The organism is Phyllobacterium sp. GQ127, assembly GCF_059758635.1.
This window is the reverse complement of sequence record NZ_JCAXDZ010000002.1, coordinates 595,931-616,513: the sequence shown is the minus strand read 5'-3', so window position 1 is coordinate 616,513 and position 20,583 is coordinate 595,931. Positions and strand designations below refer to the sequence as shown.

Sequence of the window (20,583 nt, the reverse complement as noted above, 5' to 3'; positions counted from 1 at the left end):
CTTGCCAACCACAGGCCGATTTAAACCAACAACGCCGTAAATGTCGATGCCGACAATTGACTCGTACAGCGTACGATGTAATTAAATCGTACGTTGTACGGGATACTCATATGTCGATAGCTGAAAGTTCAGACCGGAACCACTGCGGCTCGTTGCCAGCAGCGGGCAACGCCAAGAGAAAAAACATGTTACGCGCAAACAAGCATCTGCTCATCGGAGGGCTATTCATAATGACCATGACACTACCCACTGCAACCACGGCGCATGAGAATGACCTCAAGCTGACTATCGTCAACCCACAAAACCTTTACGATCCAACGCCAAATGGCTATAGCACCGCGGTAATAGCACCGGCTGGCGGCCGAGTAGCCTATATCTCCGGACAGGGCGGGCAGGATAGCACGGGAGCTTTGTCACCCGACTTCGCCGCTCAGGTTAAGCAGGCCTATGCGAATCTTCATAGCGTTCTTGATGGTCTCGGCGCCAAGCCGGATCAGGTCGCCAAGCTCACCATCTTCGTGGTGGACCATGACATGTCGAAGCTTGAGGTGTTGACGAAAAACGTCAAGGAAATGTTCGGCAAAACACTGCCCGCGCAGACTTTGATCCCCGTTCCGAAACTTGCAATCGACCCCATGCTTTTCGAGGTCGAGGCCATCGTTATTCTGGATTAGCGACAGAGCGTTTTTGACTTTATCGTCGGATTGAAGACAGGCAGTGCATCAGGGTCAATGCGTGGTTCGACAAGCTCACCATGAGGAAGAATGGTAGGCTGCATGATGGTTTGCTTTCGCAGACTTCGCGCTCCCTGCAATTAACTCCATTCCTCATGGTGAGCTATCTTGGGCTTGCCGAAAGGCGAACCACGCACCACCGCTTTGCCCACGCGAGAGCAGAACGAGCCAACCTAAATTCGTGGCTTTCAAACGGCGTAAAAGTCTGCAATTCAATAGGCTATAACAGGCTTTGTTAAAGGTTGTGCATGCGCATAGTGCTTACAGGGAGTTCCGGGCGTGTAGGCCGCGCTATTTTTAGCGCCTTGTCTGAAAAACATGAGGTCGTTGGAATAGATCGATCGGCCTTTTCCACAACGCATATTATCGGGGATTTCGTCGATGAAGCGCTGCTTCGCTCAGCCTTCAAAGGCGCCGATGCCGTTATTCATACAGCAGCTTTGCATGCGCCCCATGTCGGAACGACACCGGACGAGGAATTTCAGCGTATCAATGTTGAAGGAACCCGTCTTGTCGCAAAAGCAGCGATTGCTGCTGATGTCAAACGCCTGGTATTCACCAGCACGACAGCTTTGTATGGATATGCCGTTTTTCCCGGCTCCTGTATATGGATCGACGAAAATACGCCGCCAGTGCCAAAAAGCATTTATCACCGGACAAAACTTGAGGCCGAGTGCCTTCTGGAAGACATGGCTTCTAGCGAGTTGGCCGTGAGGGTTCTGCGCATGTCCCGCTCCTTTCCGGAACCGGGCGATGTAATGGCTACATACAGGCTGCATCGCGGCATTGATATTCGCGACGTGGCTGATGCCCATTTGGCCGCGCTGACAAATGGTGGAGCAAATTTTCAACGCTACATTATCTCGGCGGCAACGCCTTTTACAAAGCAGGACTGTCAAGCACTGGCGATTGACGCAGCTTCCCAGATCAGATTGCGCGCACCAGATCTTGCCGACGCATTCGAGCAGCGAGGTTGGAGCCTTCCGAACTCCATTGATCGCATATATGATTCCAGCCAGGCTGAACGCGCTCTTGGATGGCAAGCGCGCTTTGGTTTTGGCGAAGTGCTGGCACAAATGGACCGGCGCAGTCTGGAAATCTTGCCTGCGGGCGCTTTGATCAGCAGAAAAGCGGAGTAGACTTTGCAAAGCGTTGCGCTGGAGGATTGATCGCTTAAATCTCGCGACCAATCCCCAGCAGCAATATCTATTACTTCGCTTTCAGCAGGTCGCCGACTTCCAGAATGACGAATTCATTGTCATCCGCCTTGTCGACCGCGCGGCCTGCGGAGAATGGCAGATTATTGTCATTGCCGACGATGATGTGGCTATCGTCTACAATATCGACATTTTCAATGGTGACAAAAGGCATATCGTAGAAGCCTTCGCCGCCGCCTTGACGTTTCTTGTTGTCGGGATCAGCGATTTTTAGCAAATCGATATATCCGATCTTGCGCACCGCCTTATCCACATTCGCGTCGCTCATTTCGATCTTGTAGATGCGCTTGTGCTTGGATGGTTTGTCAAAGCAATCGGGCGTTGGCGCCTTCGGGTCAGCGCAAGCCTTCGCAGCAGTTCCCGCGCCATTGTCACGCTCGATTACCAGCGCCGTTGTCGCATCGATCATGTTGAAATCGCCAATGGCCTCGCCACCTGCGGAAAGGGGATAAAGCCAGCTGCGACCCGTCCAGTTTTTGGACGCAATATCGAATTCAATTACCCGTAATGCGGGCTGGTCATCAACCTTCTCAACAGCGCCGTCGTCCCCGAAAAGCGGACCTTCAAGCAGTGCATATAATTTGGTGCCGTCTTTTGATTGCGCCAAGCCTTCATAACCGCCGGAGCGTTTCAGATTAAAAGCCGGATTTTTGAGCGTCGGATTGGCTGGTAGCGTGATTGCAGGATTATCCGGCGAGCGAACATCCTTGTCGCCAACCTTGGTCGCGACGACATCCGTAACCTTGCCATCCATTGTTACCTTGATCAAATATGGGCCGAACTCTTCGCCCAGCCAGAAACCATCGGCAACCGGCTGGATGGATTCAATATCGAGATCGCTGCCCGTCAGGTAGCGTGTGTCGCTGGCCTCCATGACAATGGGGAAAGGCACTTTCTTGTCTGGGTCAGTCAGGGAAATCGTCTGCTTGCGCTCGACTGTTCCCCTGTCCCAATCAAACGCCAGATGGTGCAGCATCAACATTGCATCGACCGAATTCAGCTTCGTTCCAAAGCCATTATCCGACAATGACCAATATGTTCCATCGCCAATCGCCTTAATGCCGGAGAAGCCCTGCAAAGGTTGTCCATCAAAGGGTAATGACAAGCCGGTCAGCCTTACCCCATCCTTGCCCGGCACTGTTCCGAGTTCCACAGCACGCTTGCGATCAGCGGTTGTAAACTTGCCTGCACGAGTCAGATGTTCCGGCGCGTTTTCCGGTGCCTTCACCATTGTGTTGGCAGGAAGGATCGCATGGGAAACGAGTTTGGCGGGAAACTCCTGTTCAGCCGCCAAGGCCGGCAATGCCATCATGGCGGTGGTAAGAAACAGAGCAGCGGAAATTGAGCGCATGGAGCATCACCATCAAGTTTGAAGTAAAAGTGTCCAGCAACGCTTAGGTGCTCTTTGTGTCCGTGATTTTATGGTTTCATGACATCCTGATGAAGGAGAGCACGCATCGTGAAGTTTGGAGGAGTAACCCCGATATTGTGATGAAACGGGCAAAAATTCTGATGGAGAACGGATTCAGGAACCGGATCACCGCAAAATTGATGAAACTTGCCGAAGAATCGCCGATTCTTCCCCAAAATTCTCTACTTCGAATTGCAATTTGATTGCGTTAAGTTGCAATCAAGCATTTGGAGTGCCTGGCTTCTCACTTTCAATCACATCGTTCAGCCGAACGAAACGGAAGCCTTTTTGCTTCAGTGCCAATATGCCTTTTACCACCCCGGCCCCTGCCGCCCGACTCGGCTGATTGATATGGGCGATGATGACATCGCCGTCTTTTGCGGCGGAAATCCGCTGCTCCACTTGGCCCGCAAGCAAGGATGCCCCCATGTCGGCATTGAGCGAATATCCTGCAACCCGGTACCCCATTTCATGAATGAGTTTCACTGCATCGTCGCTATAGCGAGCAGTCGCGTCGCGGTACCAGACAGGCTTTCCGGCGGTGGCGATCTGCATCGCATTTACACCACCTTCAATCTCAGATCGTATCGCGGGCAATGATCCGGCGGTCTTCAATCCAAACATCAAAGGCTGGTTATCGATGGCCGGAACATGGTTAAGCCCATGATTTTCCAATTCAAAAAGTTCTGGGTGCGCCTTCATGATTGCCACCGAAGCAGCATTGCGCTTCAACCATCGGCCAGTAACGAAAATCGTTGCAGCGATCTTGTTCTCCACCAAAAAGCTGAGAATTCTCTGATCAGTCTGGCCTGAACAGGCGTCAAGAGTGAGCGCGACCTGCGGCGCCGCAGCTCCGCCCTTTGCAATGTAAAGTTGTGGCTCGACAAAATGCGGATGGTTGCCCGCATTGGCAGCAGTTGCTGCGAGCGCGATGGAACATGTGACTAGAACTGTGGTGATAAAACGCATTATACATTGCCGCAAGACGAGAGAACCTGCGGCGAACAGCACTTGGAACTAAGCGGAATTATGGCAATAAGCCTTTATTTTCCTTTGGTTTTTGCTGATGCCTGCGCCGCGGCAAGCCGGGCAATCGGCACCCGGAACGGTGAACAGGAAACATAGTCCAGTCCTACCTGATCGCAAAAATGGATCGATGCCGGATCGCCGCCGTGCTCCCCGCAAATTCCAAGTTTTATGTTTGGCCGGGTTGCCCTGCCTTTTTCCGCGGCCAGCTTCACCAGTTCGCCTACGCCATCCACGTCAATCGACACAAATGGGTCCTGCTCAATGATACCCTTGAGCTGGTAAGTCATCAGGAACGAAGATGCATCATCGCGGGATATTCCGAACGTCGTCTGGGTCAAGTCATTGGTTCCAAACGAGAAAAACTCGGCAGCCTCCGCAATTGAATTGGCACGGATCGCGGCTCGTGGCAGTTCGATCATCGTACCCACAAGGTAACTGATCTTGATTTCAGTCTCCTTCATCACATCCGCCGCAACCGCATCGATCCGCGCTTTCACAAAATCCAATTCAGCTCGAAGACCGACGAGCGGCACCATGATTTCCAGCTCGACCGGTGCGCCAGTCAATTTGGCAGCTTCCACCGCCGCTTCGAATATGGCGCGAGATTGCATCTCGGCAATTTCCGGGTAGGAAATTGCCAAACGGCAACCGCGATGTCCCAGCATGGGATTGAATTCATGTAAGGATTCTGTTCGCTCCCGTAATTTGTCGGAGCTGATCTTCATGGCTGCCGCGACTTCGGCGATTTCCTCGTCTGTCTTCGGCAGGAACTCGTGAAGTGGTGGATCAAGCAGGCGAATCGTTACGGGCAGGCCGTGCATAATTTCAAATAACTCAATGAAATCAGCGCGTTGCATTGGCAGCAGCTTATCCAGAGCAGCGCGTCGGCCTTTCTCGCTTTCTGCCAAAATCATTTCGCGCATGGCAATAATGCGCTCGCCTTCAAAGAACATATGCTCCGTTCGGCATAGGCCGATCCCCTCGGCGCCAAAGGAACGTGCCGTACGGGCATCATTGGGAGTTTCGGCATTGGCGCGCACTTTCATGCGGCGGGCACCATCTGCCCATTCCATGATCTTGCCAAAATCGCCCGACAATTCAGGTTGAAGCATTGGCACAGCGCCCTTCAAAACCTGACCGATTCCCCCGTCAATCGTAATGATATCGCCCTTTTTGAGGGTAACGCCCATAGCGAGCAGTGTCTCGTTTCGATAGTCGACACGAAGCGCCCCAGCGCCTGAAACGCAGGGTTTCCCCATGCCGCGCGCCACCACGGCAGCATGACTTGTCATGCCGCCGCGTGTGGTCAGAATTGCTTCTGCAGCATGCATGCCGTGAATGTCTTCAGGGCTGGTTTCAATACGGACCAGAATGGCCTTGCGGCCCTCTGACTTCAATTGTTCCGCATCTTCCGACGAGAAGACAATCTCACCAGTAGCCGCGCCAGGCGATGCCGGCAGGCCAGTCCCGATAACTTCGCGCTTAGCCTTTGGGTCGATTGTCGGGTGCAGCAATTGATCCAAAGATGCAGGCTCAATGCGCAAAACAGCCTCATCGCGGGATATCAAACCCTCATCCGCCATCTCAACTGCAATCTTCAGCGCAGCCTTGGCGGTGCGCTTGCCGGATCGGGTCTGCAACATCCACAATTTACCATTTTCAATAGTAAATTCAAGGTCTTGCATGTCCGTGTAGTGTTTCTCAAGCTTGTCCGAAACAGCGCAGAATTCGGCAAATGCTGCCGGCATGATCTTTTCCAGCGAAGGTTTGTCAGAACCCGCAGCGATGCGTGCTTCCTCGGTAATATTTTGCGGGGTGCGGATACCTGCCACGACATCTTCGCCCTGTGCATTAACCAGGAATTCGCCGTAGAGCTTCTTTTCGCCCGTAGACGGATTGCGCGTGAAGGCTACGCCAGTAGCGGATTTATCGCCCATATTGCCAAATACCATGGCTTGGACGCTGACAGCCGTACCCCAGCTTTCAGGTATGTTATGCAAACGCCGGTAGGTGACGGCCCGCGCATTCATCCAGCTTGAAAAGACCGCGCCAATAGCGCCCCAAAGCTGCTGTTCAGGGTCTTGAGGAAAAGGCTCTTCCAGCTCTTCCTCGATCGTGGCCTTGTACTGCGCAACGACATTTTTCCAATCGTCGGCAGTCAGCGCAGTGTCGACATCGTGGCCCAAATTGGCCTTGGCATCCTCGAGTATCTCTTCAAAAACTGAATGATCCAGCCCCATGACAACATCAGAATACATCTGAATAAAGCGGCGATAGCTGTCATAGGCAAACCTTGGGTCGCCTGTTTCCTGGGCAATTGCTTCCACGGTTTCGTCATTGAGCCCGAGATTAAGGACCGTATCCATCATTCCAGGCATGGAAGCGCGTGAGCCGGAACGCACTGAAACCAGAAGCGGCTTCTTGCTGTCCCCAATGGTACGACCGGTTACACTGGCAATATGCTCCAGCGCCTGTCCGACTTCCTTGGCAAGCGTGTCCGGATAGCTGCGCTCATGCTCATAGAACCAGCTGCAAACTTCCGAAGTGATTGTAAATCCGGGGGGAACCGGCAAGCCCAGCGAACACATTTCGGCAAGGTTTGCGCCTTTTCCTCCGAGAAGATTGCGATCTCCCGCCGAACCTTCTGCCTTGCCATCCCCAAAAGTATAAACCCATTTTACCATTGCAGCCTCCCATGCCGCTAACGCTTCATTGAGGTCTACGCGATGAATGCGGAAATCGCCAGCGCCAAATGCTGCATTGCAGCATTCAAATCGATTAGCAGGGTAAATCCGCGTTAAGTCTTGAAATGTTTGGTCATTTACGCAGCTTAGCTTGCTTCCCGCAACTGCTCTGCAGTCTGAAGATCGACTGAAACCAGTTGGCTAACGCCTTGCTCTGCCATCGTTACCCCGAACAGCCGGTTCATGCGGGCCATGGTGATCGGATTATGGGTGATGACCACAAAACGAGTATCTGTCGACGCCGCCATTTCATCCATCAGATTACAGAAACGCTCGACATTATGGTCGTCGAGCGGTGCATCAACCTCATCCAGCACACAGATTGGAGCTGGGTTCGTCAAAAATACCGCGAAGATCAAAGCCATGGCTGTCAGCGCCTGTTCGCCACCAGATAGAAGCGTCATCGTTTGCGGCTTCTTTCCTGGGGGCCGAGCAAGAATTTCGAGCCCAGCTTCCAGCGGATCATCAGACTCGATGAGTTGCAATTCCGCTGTTCCACCACCGAAAAGATGGGTGAAAAGCCGCTTGAACTGCACATTGACCACTTCAAATGCTGCCAAAAGACGCTCCCGTCCTTCGCGATTTAGGCTCTGGATGGCCTGACGCAGCTTCTTTACGGCCTCGATAATATCTTCGCGCTCATTGATGATTGCTTCAAGCCGAACAGACAGTTCTTCCTGTTCTTCTTCGGCTCGCAAGTTCACGGCGCCCAATCGTTCGCGTTCGATTTTCAACCGCTCAAGATTGCGTTCGGTCACGTCGACGTCGGGCAGCGGGTCGCCTGGACCAAGCCCAGTCAATTTCATCGCCTCGTGCGGTGCGCAATTGAGCGCTTCGAAAATGCGCGCTTCCGTGTCCTTACGGCGCTCCAATGCCGCTGACAGACGTTCTTCAGCCCGCGCCCTGCCTTCCCGAGCAGTGGCGAGCGACTGGATGGCTTCTGTTGCGGCCCGGTCAAGTTCCTGCTGCCTGGCCTCCGCTATGGCCAGTTTATCGCCAGCGCTTTTACGCAGCTCTTCGGCTTCGGAGAGTTGCGAAAGCAGAGCGCGGTTACGCTCGGCGATTTCTTCGGGGGCATCGGCAAGATTGGCGGCTTCCCTCTCCGCTTCCAGACGCCGCTCCCCAAGCGACTTTATCTGACGATCTGCATTCTCCGCGCGGGTAATCCAGCTTTTACGCTCAAGCCCGATCGACTCGAGGCGGCGTATCCGGGCTTCCGCTTCACGTCTTAGCCCATCATAAATGGCGCGCGTTTCCGCAAGAGTTGCACGGTCCAGCGTAACCTCGGCGGTTAACGCAGCAAGACGGCGATTCAACTCTTCGACATCAGCGGCATTCTCAAGACGCATCTGCGTTTCGACCAACTGTTCCTGTGTCTCTTCAAGCGTTTCGCTCAGGCGGGACTTTCCTTCATCAAGTGCGGCACGCCGGCTGAACAGCTGGCCCGAAGCTCGCTCCGCCGCCGCCAAGGCCTCACGCGCATCATTCAAAGACCGTTGCGTGGAACGCCAGTGGTCGCGGGTAGTGCGTTCATTCTCAACGGCATCACGGACAGCTTTTTCCGCTTCGGCGATAGCCGATTCAGCAACGCGCAACTGCTTTGTCGATTCAACAACCTCAAGATCAAGCTCTGCCAGCCGATTTTTCTGCGCCAGTCGTTGAGCTGCCGGTGTAGGAGCGTCGGCGCTTGCCGTATATCCGTCCCAGCGCCATAGATCGCCGGAAGTGCTTACAAGCCGCTGTCCCGGTTTTAATTGCGCCTGCAGCCGCCCCCCGCCTGTTTCATCGACAAGCCCGATCTGGGCAAGTCTACGGGCCAATTGCCTTGGTGCACGAACAACTTCAGCCAACGACCTGACCCCTGCCGGTAGCGCTGGATCGTCTACTGTTGTTGCAATTTCGCCCCAGAAAACAGGTGCGGAAATATCAATCGGGGCGTCCAGATCTTCACCAAGCGCTGCCCCAAGTGCTGTTTCGTAGCCCTTTTCGACTTTGATGGCCTCCACAATCGCTGGAAACAGGTCGGAAGCCGCTGCATTGATCATCTTGGCCAAAGTATTGGCTTCAGTTTCGGCGCGTCCTAGATTGCTGCGTGCTTCTTGCAAAGGTTGCCGCAACGTCGCTTCCTTTTGGCGCGCTGTCTCTACCGCTGCTTCTGAAGCAAATGTCGCCTCCTCAGCCTGAGCAAAAATCGCTTCCGCTTCTTCGACAAGTCTTTGCTTTTCAACCGGGTCAGCCAAGGTTGAAATTTGCGTCGCAACAGAATTTAGCTCCTGCTCGACATCACCTATTTGCCGCAAAAGACGGTCACGGCGCTCGGTTATTTCGCGCAGGTTGCGTTCAATCTGCGCCCTCTCCGCTGCAGCCTCAGCGCGCTCGGCAGTAATTTTTGCGAGCGCTGCTTCACTTTCCTTAAGCTTTGCTTCAGCACGTTCAAAATCGGCCCGCGTTTGCAGTTCACGCGTTCCAGCATTGGCATTTTCGTCGGTGAGCGACTGCTCTTCCGTGATGAGGCGCTCCAGCACGTCATCATTGTCGCTTATCATCTGCTCTTCACGAGCAATGTCAGCAGTGAATTGCTGTAGTCGCTTCTCAATTTCTGTCTGGCGGGCACGAATGCGCTCACCTTCCTCTTGCAATTGTGATCTGGCGATTGTCAGGCGCTGCAGTATAGCGGCCGCCTTTGCTTCTGCCTCACGCAGATCAGGTAGATGATGAGCGCCGATAGCCTGCTCTTTGGCAGCATTCATCTGGCGCTGCGCCTGTTCACCAACGCCGGATGTTGCGACAGCCAAAGCTGATTGCGCTTCGCCTTCCTGAGTTTTAGCGACAGACCATTTCAGGTGCAGCAAAATTGCTTCAGAACGTCTTATATCGGCTGAAAGGCTCTTGAAGCGGTTTGCTTGGCGCGATTGCCGCCTCAAGCTTTCAATCTGCGTCTCAAGCTCGCCAACAACATCTTCCAGACGCTCAAGGTTCTGCTCCGCAGCCCGCAAGCGCAATTCTGCTTCGTGACGACGCGTATGCAGGCCGGAAATGCCTGCGGCTTCTTCCAATAGCGCGCGCCGCGCCTGAGGCTTGGCTTGGATCAGTTCACCGATACGACCCTGCCCCACCATGGAGGGCGAACGCGCACCAGTCGACTGATCTGCGAACAGCAGTTGCACATCCTTGGCACGGGCATCCTTGCCGTTAATGCGATAGACAGATCCGGCCTCGCGCTCGATACGGCGTGAAACCTGTAGTTCGTCTGCATTATTGAAAGCCGAGGGTGCAGTACGGTCCTGATTATCGAGGAAAAGCGTTACTTCAGCTGTATTGCGCGAAGGCCTCGTCCCCGATCCCGAAAAAATAACATCATCCATGCCGGAGGCGCGCATATTCTTATATGAGCTTTCGCCCATAACCCAGCGCAGCGCCTCGACGAGATTGGATTTGCCGCAGCCATTGGGGCCGACAACACCGGTCAGCCCGCTTTCAATGACGAATTCGGCAGGCTCAACGAAAGACTTGAAACCCAGGAGGCGGAGTTTGGTAAAGCGCATCAGAGGCCCTTTCCAAAAACGATGCCCAGAATCGAAACGGCGGACGCAATTTCGCGCCCGCCGGAAATTTGATCGCGGGTATTAGAGCAGGCCGTCAATGATCGCTGACATTTCGTCAACCGATAGGGCTCCCGAATACTTGGCACCATTGATAAAAAAGGTTGGAGTTGAATCCACACCGAATTCTTTGGCACCGCGCTCACGCACAGCATTCACATCATCCAGAAGCTTTTGGTTCGTCAAGCAAGCTTTGAATGACTCCTGTGTAAAACCGGCCAATTTGGAGATTTGAAGCAGTGGTTCCTCGGCATTTGCTGCCGCAGCCCACTGTTCCTGCTGTTTGAACAATACTTCTACCATTGGATAGTAGCGATCTTCCGGTGCGCAACGTGCCAGCATAAAGGCTGCAGCAGCGCGCGGATCAAACGGAAATTCGCGCAGGATCAACTTGGCCTTGCCGGTATCAATGTACTTTTCCTTGATAGTCGGCAGAGTGGTGGTGGAGAAATGCGCGCAATGCGGGCAAGTCATCGAAGCATATTCGATGATTGTTACGGGCGCATCGGCCTTGCCAAGAACCATGTCCTTCAAACCGCTTGCTGCAACAAGCTTGGCCTCGTCTACCTTACCCGTCGAGGCTGGTACTTTTACGTCCTTGGGTGCCGCAGCTTCCTGCGCCCATGCGCCCGTACCCGCCGTTAAAGCAATGGCTGCTGTAGAAATAGCCGCAAGGCCCAGGATTTTTCTGCGATTCAACAATTCAGTCATCAGGGTCACCAGTCTCCGGCGTTGATCATGCATTACAAAGTATTGCAGCGTTAAAGCTCGATGGCAGTCTCTTTAAGGCAGCTTTACCATTCTGTCTTTGAATTTTTCGTGATGAGAATGCAATCCCGTCTCAACGTCTGTTCTTTTCAGCATGAATGCTTTGACCAAGTTTTTGCAGCGCTTCGCGGAGATTTTCATCCTCAATATTCTCCACCGAATGACTGATCTTGGCGCGCGTAGTAGCATCAACAGGAGGAAGCTCACGGCGCTTTACAACGGGCAGTGCCACAGGCTTTTGCTCAATTTTGATACGTCCGACTGCTGCAAAGCCTAGAAAGGCGTTGACGCGGCTGATAATCTCACCGGTTTCATGGCTCATCCGCATCGCCGTAAAACCCTGGCAAGCAATAATCAACGTTGCAGGCTGGAACGGATCATCCTCATGCGCCCTACGGGGCCAGAGCAGCTTTAGCGGGCGTGATTGTTGGCCGAGATCTGGTCCAACGACTTCTTCCCATGACTGCACGAGTTCTATGGTGATCCCGGCGCGCTTGCGAAGGACAGGATCAAGAATGCCCGCTGCAGGATCGGCAAGGGGCCGAAAACCCTTTTTGCTGCGATCATTAGTCATGAAAACAAGTCATATACGAATAATTCATCGACCATTATAGCCGCGAAACCACTCAACGAACAATGGAAGGCCATCCTCAAGCGCCATGGTGGGCGCAAATCCAAGATCACGCGAGGCCAATTCAATGTCGGCATAGGTGCGGACCACGTCGGCAGCTGGCATTGATTCGAATTTCTTGATAGCTTCCCGGCCACAAGCCTGCTCGATGATTTCTATGAAGCGCATAAGCGCAACAGGCTTGTTATTACCCAAATTATAGATGGGCGCGGTTTCATTCGGGTGAGATAATATCCGGCGGACAGCGCCACATACACCATTGACGATATCATCAATGAACGTGAAGTCGCGCTCCATATTGCCGTGATTATAAACTTTGATCGGCTCTCCCCGCAAAATTGCGTCGGTAAAGAGCCATGGGGCCATGTCAGGTCGGCCATAGGGCCCATAGACCGTAAAGAAGCGCAGTCCGGTCGAATTTACATTGTGGACACGTTTATAGGAGTGAGCGAGAAGCTCCGCCGAGCGCTTGGTGGCCGCGTAGACAGAAACCGGTTGGTCAACGGGATCATTTTCAGCAAACGGTACCTTTTTGTTCGCGCCGTACACCGACGACGAACTGGCATAGACAATGGGCGGGCATTTGGTCATTTTGCGGGCTTGTTCAAAGATAGTCACCTGGCCCTGAACATTCGCATCGACGTAAACTGCCGGATTTTCAACCGAATAGCGCACCCCGGCCTGCGCTGCCAGATGTACTATGATATCCGCGTCAAGATCATGGGCTATCGCTGAAGCCAGCTCTTGCGGGTCGGCAATATTAGCCTGTACAAACCGATTACCCCGCTTGCCCTGTAGAACAGAAAGACGGGTCTCTTTGAGCGCAACAGGGTAATAATCATTGAGATTGTCGATCGCGAGAACGTCAAATCCCTCGCTTACGAGACGGCTCGCCACGTGAAATCCGATAAACCCCGCCGCACCCGTTACAATTGCCTTCATTTAATAGATTTTCTCACTCAACTTGTTCGTTCGCCCAGGGCAATTTTATCGGTTTCCGCCAGTTCAGCTGTTTGCGAAACCGAGAGATAGACCGCTTCTCCCGCGATCCAGCAAAGCACTATCGTGAGATAAACGAACACCGCATCAGTTGCATCATGACCAAACATGATCCCGAATGTACCGGTAACCACATAACTGGTTACAAGCAGAAGTGAAATGGCAATTGCAATATCACGACCAGGTCCACGTTTTTTTCGAAAAGCGGCGATAAGTGGCGCAGCTAACAGCGCCAATACCCCTAACAGGCCTACAATTCCTCCATCGACAGCAGCGTTTAAAAAGCCATTGTGAACATGCGTAAACAACAGTTTTTTCCCTCCGGGCACATCCAGAGCGCTATTCACCTTCTCCATGCGATTTTGGGGGCCATAACCCATCAAGGGCGCTTGGAGAAAGGCTTTCATTCCACCTTCCCATAAAAGCATACGGGCCTTTAAAGAGCTTATCTCGTTTGGCTTTTCATCGAGCAAGGAAATATCCGATTCCAGCGCGTGATAACGCTCTTTTACCTTCAGTCCGGCAATGGCAAGCACAGCGACAATAAGAATGGCCAAGACCACCTTGATCGATCTACTGACTACTGGGAGTTCCTGACCACGCAAATACCAGAACAGGATCACAAAATTGAACGGCATGACGAGCCACGCGGATCGGGTACCCGAAAGGAATGCGCACAGAAGTCCACATGCAAACCCCGCAACCGCTATTATACGCTCCGTTTTGCTCTCTGAATGCGCGTTTAAAAGCGAAATACTGCCAAACAATACGGTAAACAGTCCGAAGACAGCGGCATTACCTGCACCACCTTCCGCTCGAATGTCGAGAAAAACGGCCTGTATGATGCTGAAAACCAAAGACCCGATCATTCCGAGCCCGGCACCGGTGATCAAAAACGGGATCAAGCGCCCCGAGATGCTAACGCGAAGCCTCGGAATGACGAACCAGATTGCCAGGAAAGGTATCATCTTCAACAGGAACGTCTTGTCATCTGATGCATTGGGGTGCATGACGACTGACAATACGGTCGTCAAAACAAACAATGTCACGCATGACGCGACTATTTTGTCGGTGCGTGTGAGTTCAAATGGAAAGCGCTTCACGGCAAGTGAGATTAATGCCCAAGCGAACGCGCAGACCAATATTACTGAAGTTCCACTTGCGAGAAGTCCTGGAAAAAGCGCAAAAATAAAAGTGAAAATACGATTATTGCGATCAATCCCCACATAATGCCCCTTTGAAGGGATCAGTAGCGCCTTGGTCAACTGCTCTGGAAACATGACGGTTCCGAATATGACTGAAACTGGCACAATCAGCCAATTTATGAATAACGTATTTCTACCCTGTAACGCAGTTTGTGATTGATGCAACCCATAACGACAAAACTGGTAAAATGGTATGATGCCCACCACAGGATTTTGCCGTGGCGGATTTCCCCAAGTGAACGATCACAAGGGAAAATAGCAGATCCTTATCGCATCTGGCTGTCAGAAATCATGCTGCAACAGACAACTGTTGAAGCGGTAAAGCCATATTTCAACGCCTTTACAAAAAAATGGCCGACGGTTGCCCGTCTCGCCGCCGCCAGTCAGGACGATGTGCTAAGGGCTTGGGCTGGCCTCGGCTATTATTCCAGAGCACGCAATCTGAAAAAATGTGCCGACATCGTTTCCAATCTTTATGATGGCCGATTTCCAAGTGAAACTCCCGATCTGAAAGCTCTGCCGGGAATAGGTGATTATACTGCTGCGGCTATCGCATCCATTGCATTCGATAGGCCTGTGGCCGTTGTCGACGGAAACGTGGAACGTGTCATCACACGGCTTTACGCCATAACCACCCCTCTCCCTTCGGCCAAACCAGCAATACGAGCAAAGATGCAGGCGCTTACCCCGAGCGAACGACCGGGCGATTTTGCGCAGGCCATGATGGATCTCGGAGCAGGCATATGCACCCCAAAACGACCGGCATGCATTATTTGTCCTGTCAATGATAATTGCCAGGCACTGAAAACAGGAGAGCCTGAGCTCTTTCCGGTGAAAGCTCCTAAGAAGGATAAGCCTGTTCGCCTTGGAGCCGCGTTCGTCGCCATTTCTTCCGACAATGAAATCTATCTTCAAAGCCGAGCGGAAACAGGACTGCTGGGTGGCATGGCCCAAGTGCCAACAACGGCGTGGACGGCACGGATTGATGGAGATACCCGAATCGACGCAGCGCCTTTTCCCGCGGACTGGACACCAACAGGTAAAATTACGCATGTTTTCACGCATTTCGAACTGCGTTTAAGCATCTACAAGGCTGATGGTATCGCGGCCCGTCCAGGTGTTGGCGGCTGGTGGGTGAAAGTCGAAAATCTTCATCAAGAGGCGTTGCCGACGGTCATGAAAAAGGCAATTGCTGCTGCCATCCCAGACGCTTTTACGAAAAGAAGGAAACCGGAATGACGCCCGTCAAGCATATCGTATTCGACATTGGTATGGTTCTCATCGGCTACGAGCCGGATGTCGCATTTCGCGAGCTAATTCCGGATGCAGCTGAGCGGAAATGGTTTCTCGAAAACGTCTGTACAAGTGCGTGGAATATTGAACAAGACCGCGGCAGAAAATGGCCCGAAGCCGAGGCCCTGTTGATCGCAGAATATCCTGACCATGAACATAATATTCGAGCGTTCAGGCAAAACTGGCACATGATGATCACTCATTCCATTGATGGCAGCGTTGAAATAATGCGCAAACTTATTGCCGATGGCCATGACGTTACAATGCTTACGAATTTTGCTTCGGACACATTGCGTGAGGCGTGGGAACGCTTTCCGTTTCTCACCGAAAGCCGCGGCGTTACGATTTCAGGTGATATTGGCCTCATCAAGCCTGATAGGGCCATTTACGATCACCACGTCAAAACATTTGGTGTCGATCCAGCTGCAACATTATTCATTGACGACAGCCCGAAGAACGTTGTTGGCGCGCAAGCGGCGGGCTGGCAGTCGATACAGTTTATCGACCCTGATACGTTGAGAACTGATCTTAACAAACTCGGCATTCAGGTCTGATTTTATCTCACCTTGGAACAAAACAAAACGCCCGAGGCCAAGCCTCGGGCGTTGGTGTATCGGAACGGCGCTGGAGATCACCGCCGATCAGATTCCTCAAGCTCCGGCGGAAAGCATCCCGCTACGAACCTGCTTGCGCAGTTCATCGATAGGCTTCAGCGAGCCTTCATCCTCGTAGTGCCAGAAGGTCCAACCATTGCAGGCGTCGAATCCCTGCACTTTCGCACCCATGCGGTGGATAGACCCTGCATCGCCGCCTGTTGTGATAGTGCCATCAGCCCGAACAATGGCAGCATGACGTCCGCGTGCATCGCTCAAGATCGCGCCAGGCCTTAACATGCCGGACTCGACAATGCTCCCGAACGCGACCCGGGGCTCGGCACGCTTGCTTGTCATCACTGTCAGCTCGGCGCCTGCCAGCGGCTCCACAGAATCGATCCGAGCTGTCGCAGCATCGATATACTTTTGCTCACGCTCGATCCCGACGAAGTGCCGTCCGAGACGTTTTGCAACCGCGCCGGTTGTTCCAGAACCGAAGAACGGATCGAGAATGATATCACCGGGCTTCGATGACGCCATAAGTATCCTGGCAAGGAGGGCTTCAGGTTTCTGCGTCGGGTGAATTTTGTCGCCATTCTCATCTTTAAGACGCTCTCCCCCTGTGCAAATCGGGAAAAGCCAGTCCGATCGCATTTGCAGATCGTCATTGGCTGCCTTCATGGCCTCATAATTGAATGTGTAGCCTTTCGCCTTCTGATCACGCGATGCCCAAATCATGGTTTCATGGGCGTTCTGGAATCGGCGTCCACGAAAATTGGGCATCGGGTTGTTCTTGCGCCAGACTATATCGTTGAGCATCCAGAATCCGAGATCCTGCATGCTTGCGCCAACGCGGAAAATATTGTGGTAAGAGCCGATCACCCAAATCGTGCCATTAGGCTTCAAGACGCGGCGGCAGGCCAGTAACCAGGCTCTGGTGAACGCATCATAGGCCTGAAAACTCTCAAATTGATCCCAATGATCGTTGACAGCATCCACTTTGGATTGATCCGGTCGATGGAGATCACCTTCAAGCTGCAGATTGTAAGGCGGATCGGCGAAGATCACATCAATCGAATGATCGGGCAACCGGTTGAGGGCTGCAACGCAATCCCCCTTGAGAATCGTATCAAGCCAGGACGCTTGCGGTGCGGACTGGGGAAGTTCATTCACGCGACGGACAACAGACATGGGATACTCGATTACTGGAGACGCTTTACTGATCCTTATGGTTACCGCGTAGGGTAAATATCGCGTTAAGAGCAGGTAGATCATGAGTTGACCGAAGAGCTTTTCTTTGACGCATGGCCGATAAGGGTGTAGTCGATGCCCGTAATCCCCCCAATTGACCCGAGGCGTGCATTATTTGCCGCACACTATTCCGGACAGGTATTATTCAATGGAACCCCAACTCATAATCTTCGACTGCGATGGCGTGCTCGTTGATTCAGAATTCCTCGCTGCCGAAGTTGAATCTCAATTACTGACGCAATCGGGTTATCCGATTGACCCAGAGACAATCGCTGAACGTTTTGCGGGTCTGACATGGACCGATATACTGCTACAGGTCGAGAAAGAATCCGGCATTCCGATTTCAGCATCACTGATCGAAGAATCGGCCCGCCAGATGGACCATAAATTGCGCAATGAGTTGAACGTCATTGAGGGCGCAGAACAGATTATAGCCTCGCTGAAATACCCAAAGTGCATTGCTTCCAACTCGATCAGTTCTTCACTGAAAATGATGCTTGAGCAAAGTACGCTTTACGAGTTGTTTTCCCCTCACATTTTTTCCGCACGCGAAGTGGGGACACAAAAGCCAAAGCCAGCGCCGGATGTCTATCTGTTTGCCGCCAAGCAATTCAATGTGAATCCGGCAAATGCCATCGTGATAGAAGATTCCACGCATGGCGTGCACGCTGCACATACGGCTGGCATGCGCGTTATCGGCTTTACCGGTGGCTCGCACACCTATCCCGGCCACGCCGACAAGCTTACTGACGCCGGTGCCGAAACGGTTATCAGCCGTCACAGGGATTTGCCGGCCACCATCGAGGCCATGTCAATCTGGTCAGAAACTGTTTAAATGAAGAAAAAGCCGGCTACTGCCGGCTTTTTCTTACTTTTTTCTCGATTTTTTGGGCGCATCGCCTGATTCATCAAAACCGATAAAGACTTGAATATTTTGAGCCGAAGGTTTTGGGAAAGAAACGTTCGCATCGTTGAAAACAAATTGTGTTGCGGCACTACCGTCATTCGCTGGAACTGCCTGATGGTGCAGTTTCGAATAGAGAACTTCAGTACCCTGCACGACGGCGACACGGATCGGCACGTTCACAGTACTGGGCGAAAATTTCGGCCCGGGCACGATTTTACCAGCAATGGCAACATTCATCGTCATATTGCCGTCAACCGTGCTGCAGGATCGTGTCTCATTGGAGATTGAAGCTTGGTAAATCAGATTATCTGGAGTTTTTTCGGCTTTTCCGTAGTTCGTCAAAACGGATGTGCCCTCACGAATAGTAACTTGCGGGCAGAAAGCCAATAGTTCTGAAGCTTTGATACGCTCCTGGGCCTGGCCCAATGCCTGGGCTTTCGGACTATTGGGATCTTCCGTTTTTGAGCCACTCGTAGAACAGGCGCTCAGTCCCACAGCAAAGACCAAAGCACAAACTGGGGCGTAAAGTTGATAGAAAGGCTTGGAATTATGTGTTTTTGACTTCATGAACAGAACTTTCCCCAAAGAACGAAGCTTGACGAACCGACATGTTCTATACCAACGGTAAGCAAATAATGCGACGGGCTTCATCAGCTTTTTTACCAGCACGATATCGGCACTCTTAGACAAGGTACACAAGGCAAAAATATGAAATACATCAGTACCCGCGGCGAAGCCCCTAAACTTGCCTTTTCCGACGCGCTTCTGGCGGGTCTGGCACGCGATGGCGGTCTCTATCTTCCGGAGCATTTTCCACAGTTTTCCGCTGCAGAGCTTCGTTCGCTTCGTGGGAAAACCTATGCTGAGATCGCGATTCATGTCCTGACGCCCTTTATCGACGGCGATATTGATCAGTCTGATTTCGAGCGTATGGTACACGAAGCCTATGAAACATTTCGTCATGATGCGGTTTGTCCCATCGTTCAAACCGCGCATAATGAATTTGTTCTAGAGCTCTTTCACGGGCCCACCCTCGCCTTCAAAGACGTGGCGATGCAGTTGCTGGCCCGTCTGATGGATTACATACTGACACAGCGCAATGAGCGGGCCACCATAGTAGGAGCAACGTCCGGAGATACAGGCGGCGCAGCCATTGAGGCTTTTGCCAATCGCGACAGGACAGATATTTTCATCATGTTTCCGCACAACCGGGTTTCCCAGGTGCAGCAGCGACAGATGACGACATCCGGCGCCCCCAACGTGCATGCATTGGCAATCGAAGGAAATTTCGATGATTGTCAGTCGCTCGTCAAAGGCATGTTCAATGATTTGAACTTTCGCGACACCCTGTCATTATCAGGGGTCAATTCGATCAACTGGGCACGTATTATGCCCCAGATCGTCTATTATTTTACCTCGGCACTTTCCCTCGGCAGTCCTGATCGCAAAATATCCTTTACTGTCCCCACCGGGAATTTTGGTGATATTTTCGCTGGTTATGTGGCAAAACGCATGGGCCTGCCAATCGATCAGCTGGTCATCGCAACGAATGACAATGACATTCTGACCCGCACGATCGAAACGGGGAATTATGAAACGCGCGGCGTTCTTCATACGACATCGCCGTCCATGGACATTCAAGTGTCATCGAATTTCGAACGGCTGCTATTTGAAGCACACGGTCGGGACGCCGAGGCTGTCCTGCGCCTGATGAATAATCTGAAACAATCCGGCAGCTTCGTGATTGGGGAGCCCGCGCTGAGCAAGATACGCGAAGAATTTGGCGCTGGCCGGTCAACGGCAGCAGAAACAGCCGAAACAATCGGTCAAATGCTAAGGTCCACCGGTTATCTCATGGATCCGCATTCTGCCATCGGACTGAAGGTTTCCCGTGAGAAAATTCCAGCAGATCAGCAGAGCGTCGTTCTTGCGACAGCCCATCCCGCAAAATTTCCAGATGCTGTAAAAGATGCCAGCGGAGTAAATGCCGATCTTCCGGCGTGGCTCGGCGATCTGATGGAACGAAAAGAACAATATACGGTACTTCCCAACGACCTGAAAAATGTGAAAGAGTATATTAGCCAACATTCGCGTGCGTCACCTCACAAGCTTTAAACGGATTGAGCGGTGATGAACAAATACAAGGTGCTGCTGCGTATAGTGTGCTTCCAGTCCGGATGTACGGCGCAGCAGGGCGGC

The 20,583-nt window shown here is 52.4% G+C and carries 16 protein-coding genes; 6 read left to right on the top strand and 10 right to left on the bottom strand.

Annotated elements, in window-relative coordinates; all coding sequences use genetic code 11:
* Nucleotides 1–185: 185 nt before the first annotated feature.
* The gene (locus AC6CHM_RS11315; RefSeq protein WP_498173208.1) at nucleotides 186–674 is read left to right on the top strand and encodes a RidA family protein; all 489 of its coding nucleotides are present in this window, start codon (nucleotides 186–188) and stop codon (nucleotides 672–674) included.
* A 308-nt stretch (nucleotides 675–982) separates the two neighbouring features.
* Nucleotides 983–1,873, top strand: coding sequence for an NAD-dependent epimerase/dehydratase family protein (locus AC6CHM_RS11310; RefSeq protein ID WP_498173206.1), 891 nt, complete (start codon nucleotides 983–985; stop codon nucleotides 1,871–1,873).
* Between the two features lie 70 nt (nucleotides 1,874–1,943).
* On the opposite strand, the gene AC6CHM_RS11305 is transcribed toward AC6CHM_RS11310, so the two are convergent.
* From AC6CHM_RS11305 to AC6CHM_RS11270, 8 genes are all read right to left on the bottom strand, one after another.
* On the bottom strand, nucleotides 1,944–3,302 hold the full coding sequence (locus AC6CHM_RS11305) for an esterase-like activity of phytase family protein (protein ID WP_498173205.1): 1,359 nt from the start codon (nucleotides 3,300–3,302) through the stop codon (nucleotides 1,944–1,946).
* Nucleotides 3,303–3,581: 279 nt separating this feature from the next.
* On the bottom strand, nucleotides 3,582–4,331 hold the full coding sequence (locus tag AC6CHM_RS11300; RefSeq protein ID WP_115052064.1) for a polysaccharide deacetylase family protein: 750 nt from the start codon (nucleotides 4,329–4,331) through the stop codon (nucleotides 3,582–3,584).
* A 74-nt stretch (nucleotides 4,332–4,405) separates the two neighbouring features.
* A complete protein-coding gene (gene ppdK, locus AC6CHM_RS11295; RefSeq protein WP_115052066.1) occupies nucleotides 4,406–7,075 on the bottom strand; it encodes a pyruvate, phosphate dikinase in 2,670 nt (889 codons plus the stop codon).
* 146 nt (nucleotides 7,076–7,221) lie between these two features.
* The gene (gene smc, locus AC6CHM_RS11290; protein WP_498173203.1) at nucleotides 7,222–10,680 is read right to left on the bottom strand and encodes a chromosome segregation protein SMC; all 3,459 of its coding nucleotides are present in this window, start codon (nucleotides 10,678–10,680) and stop codon (nucleotides 7,222–7,224) included.
* Nucleotides 10,681–10,761: 81 nt separating this feature from the next.
* On the bottom strand, nucleotides 10,762–11,448 hold the full coding sequence (locus tag AC6CHM_RS11285) for a DsbA family protein (protein ID WP_115052070.1): 687 nt from the start codon (nucleotides 11,446–11,448) through the stop codon (nucleotides 10,762–10,764).
* A gap of 130 nt (nucleotides 11,449–11,578) precedes the next feature.
* Complete coding sequence (locus tag AC6CHM_RS11280) at nucleotides 11,579–12,079, bottom strand: DUF721 domain-containing protein (RefSeq protein WP_498173201.1); 501 nt, start codon at nucleotides 12,077–12,079, stop codon at nucleotides 11,579–11,581.
* A gap of 24 nt (nucleotides 12,080–12,103) precedes the next feature.
* Nucleotides 12,104–13,078, bottom strand: a complete 975-nt coding sequence (locus AC6CHM_RS11275; protein ID WP_498173199.1) for an NAD-dependent epimerase/dehydratase family protein — start codon at nucleotides 13,076–13,078, stop codon at nucleotides 12,104–12,106.
* Between the two features lie 17 nt (nucleotides 13,079–13,095).
* Nucleotides 13,096–14,415, bottom strand: a complete 1,320-nt coding sequence (locus AC6CHM_RS11270; protein ID WP_115052076.1) for an O-antigen ligase family protein — start codon at nucleotides 14,413–14,415, stop codon at nucleotides 13,096–13,098.
* Between the two features lie 84 nt (nucleotides 14,416–14,499).
* Between AC6CHM_RS11270 and mutY the strand changes: the two genes are divergently transcribed.
* Both mutY and AC6CHM_RS11260 read left to right on the top strand, forming a co-directional pair.
* A complete protein-coding gene (gene mutY, locus AC6CHM_RS11265) occupies nucleotides 14,500–15,579 on the top strand; it encodes an A/G-specific adenine glycosylase (protein ID WP_307286435.1) in 1,080 nt (359 codons plus the stop codon).
* Nucleotides 15,576–16,187 carry an HAD family hydrolase gene (locus AC6CHM_RS11260; protein ID WP_115052079.1) on the top strand — a complete coding sequence of 204 codons (612 nt, stop codon included), beginning with the start codon at nucleotides 15,576–15,578 and terminating at the stop codon, nucleotides 16,185–16,187. Before mutY ends, AC6CHM_RS11260 begins: the two co-directional genes overlap by 4 nt.
* A gap of 96 nt (nucleotides 16,188–16,283) precedes the next feature.
* Here AC6CHM_RS11260 and AC6CHM_RS11255 read toward each other — a convergent pair whose 3' ends face one another.
* Nucleotides 16,284–17,417 (bottom strand): site-specific DNA-methyltransferase, encoded by a 1,134-nt coding sequence (locus AC6CHM_RS11255; protein ID WP_115052081.1) that lies wholly within the window; start codon nucleotides 17,415–17,417, stop codon nucleotides 16,284–16,286.
* Between the two features lie 208 nt (nucleotides 17,418–17,625).
* Here AC6CHM_RS11255 and AC6CHM_RS11250 point away from each other — a divergent pair, with 208 nt between their 5' ends.
* Nucleotides 17,626–18,312 carry an HAD family hydrolase gene (locus AC6CHM_RS11250; protein WP_115052083.1) on the top strand — a complete coding sequence of 229 codons (687 nt, stop codon included), beginning with the start codon at nucleotides 17,626–17,628 and terminating at the stop codon, nucleotides 18,310–18,312.
* Nucleotides 18,313–18,345: 33 nt separating this feature from the next.
* Here AC6CHM_RS11250 and AC6CHM_RS11245 read toward each other — a convergent pair whose 3' ends face one another.
* Nucleotides 18,346–18,951 (bottom strand): hypothetical protein, encoded by a 606-nt coding sequence (locus tag AC6CHM_RS11245; protein ID WP_115052085.1) that lies wholly within the window; start codon nucleotides 18,949–18,951, stop codon nucleotides 18,346–18,348.
* A 141-nt stretch (nucleotides 18,952–19,092) separates the two neighbouring features.
* Here AC6CHM_RS11245 and thrC point away from each other — a divergent pair, with 141 nt between their 5' ends.
* A complete protein-coding gene (thrC, locus tag AC6CHM_RS11240; RefSeq protein WP_115052086.1) occupies nucleotides 19,093–20,499 on the top strand; it encodes a threonine synthase in 1,407 nt (468 codons plus the stop codon).
* Nucleotides 20,500–20,583 lie beyond the last annotated feature (84 nt).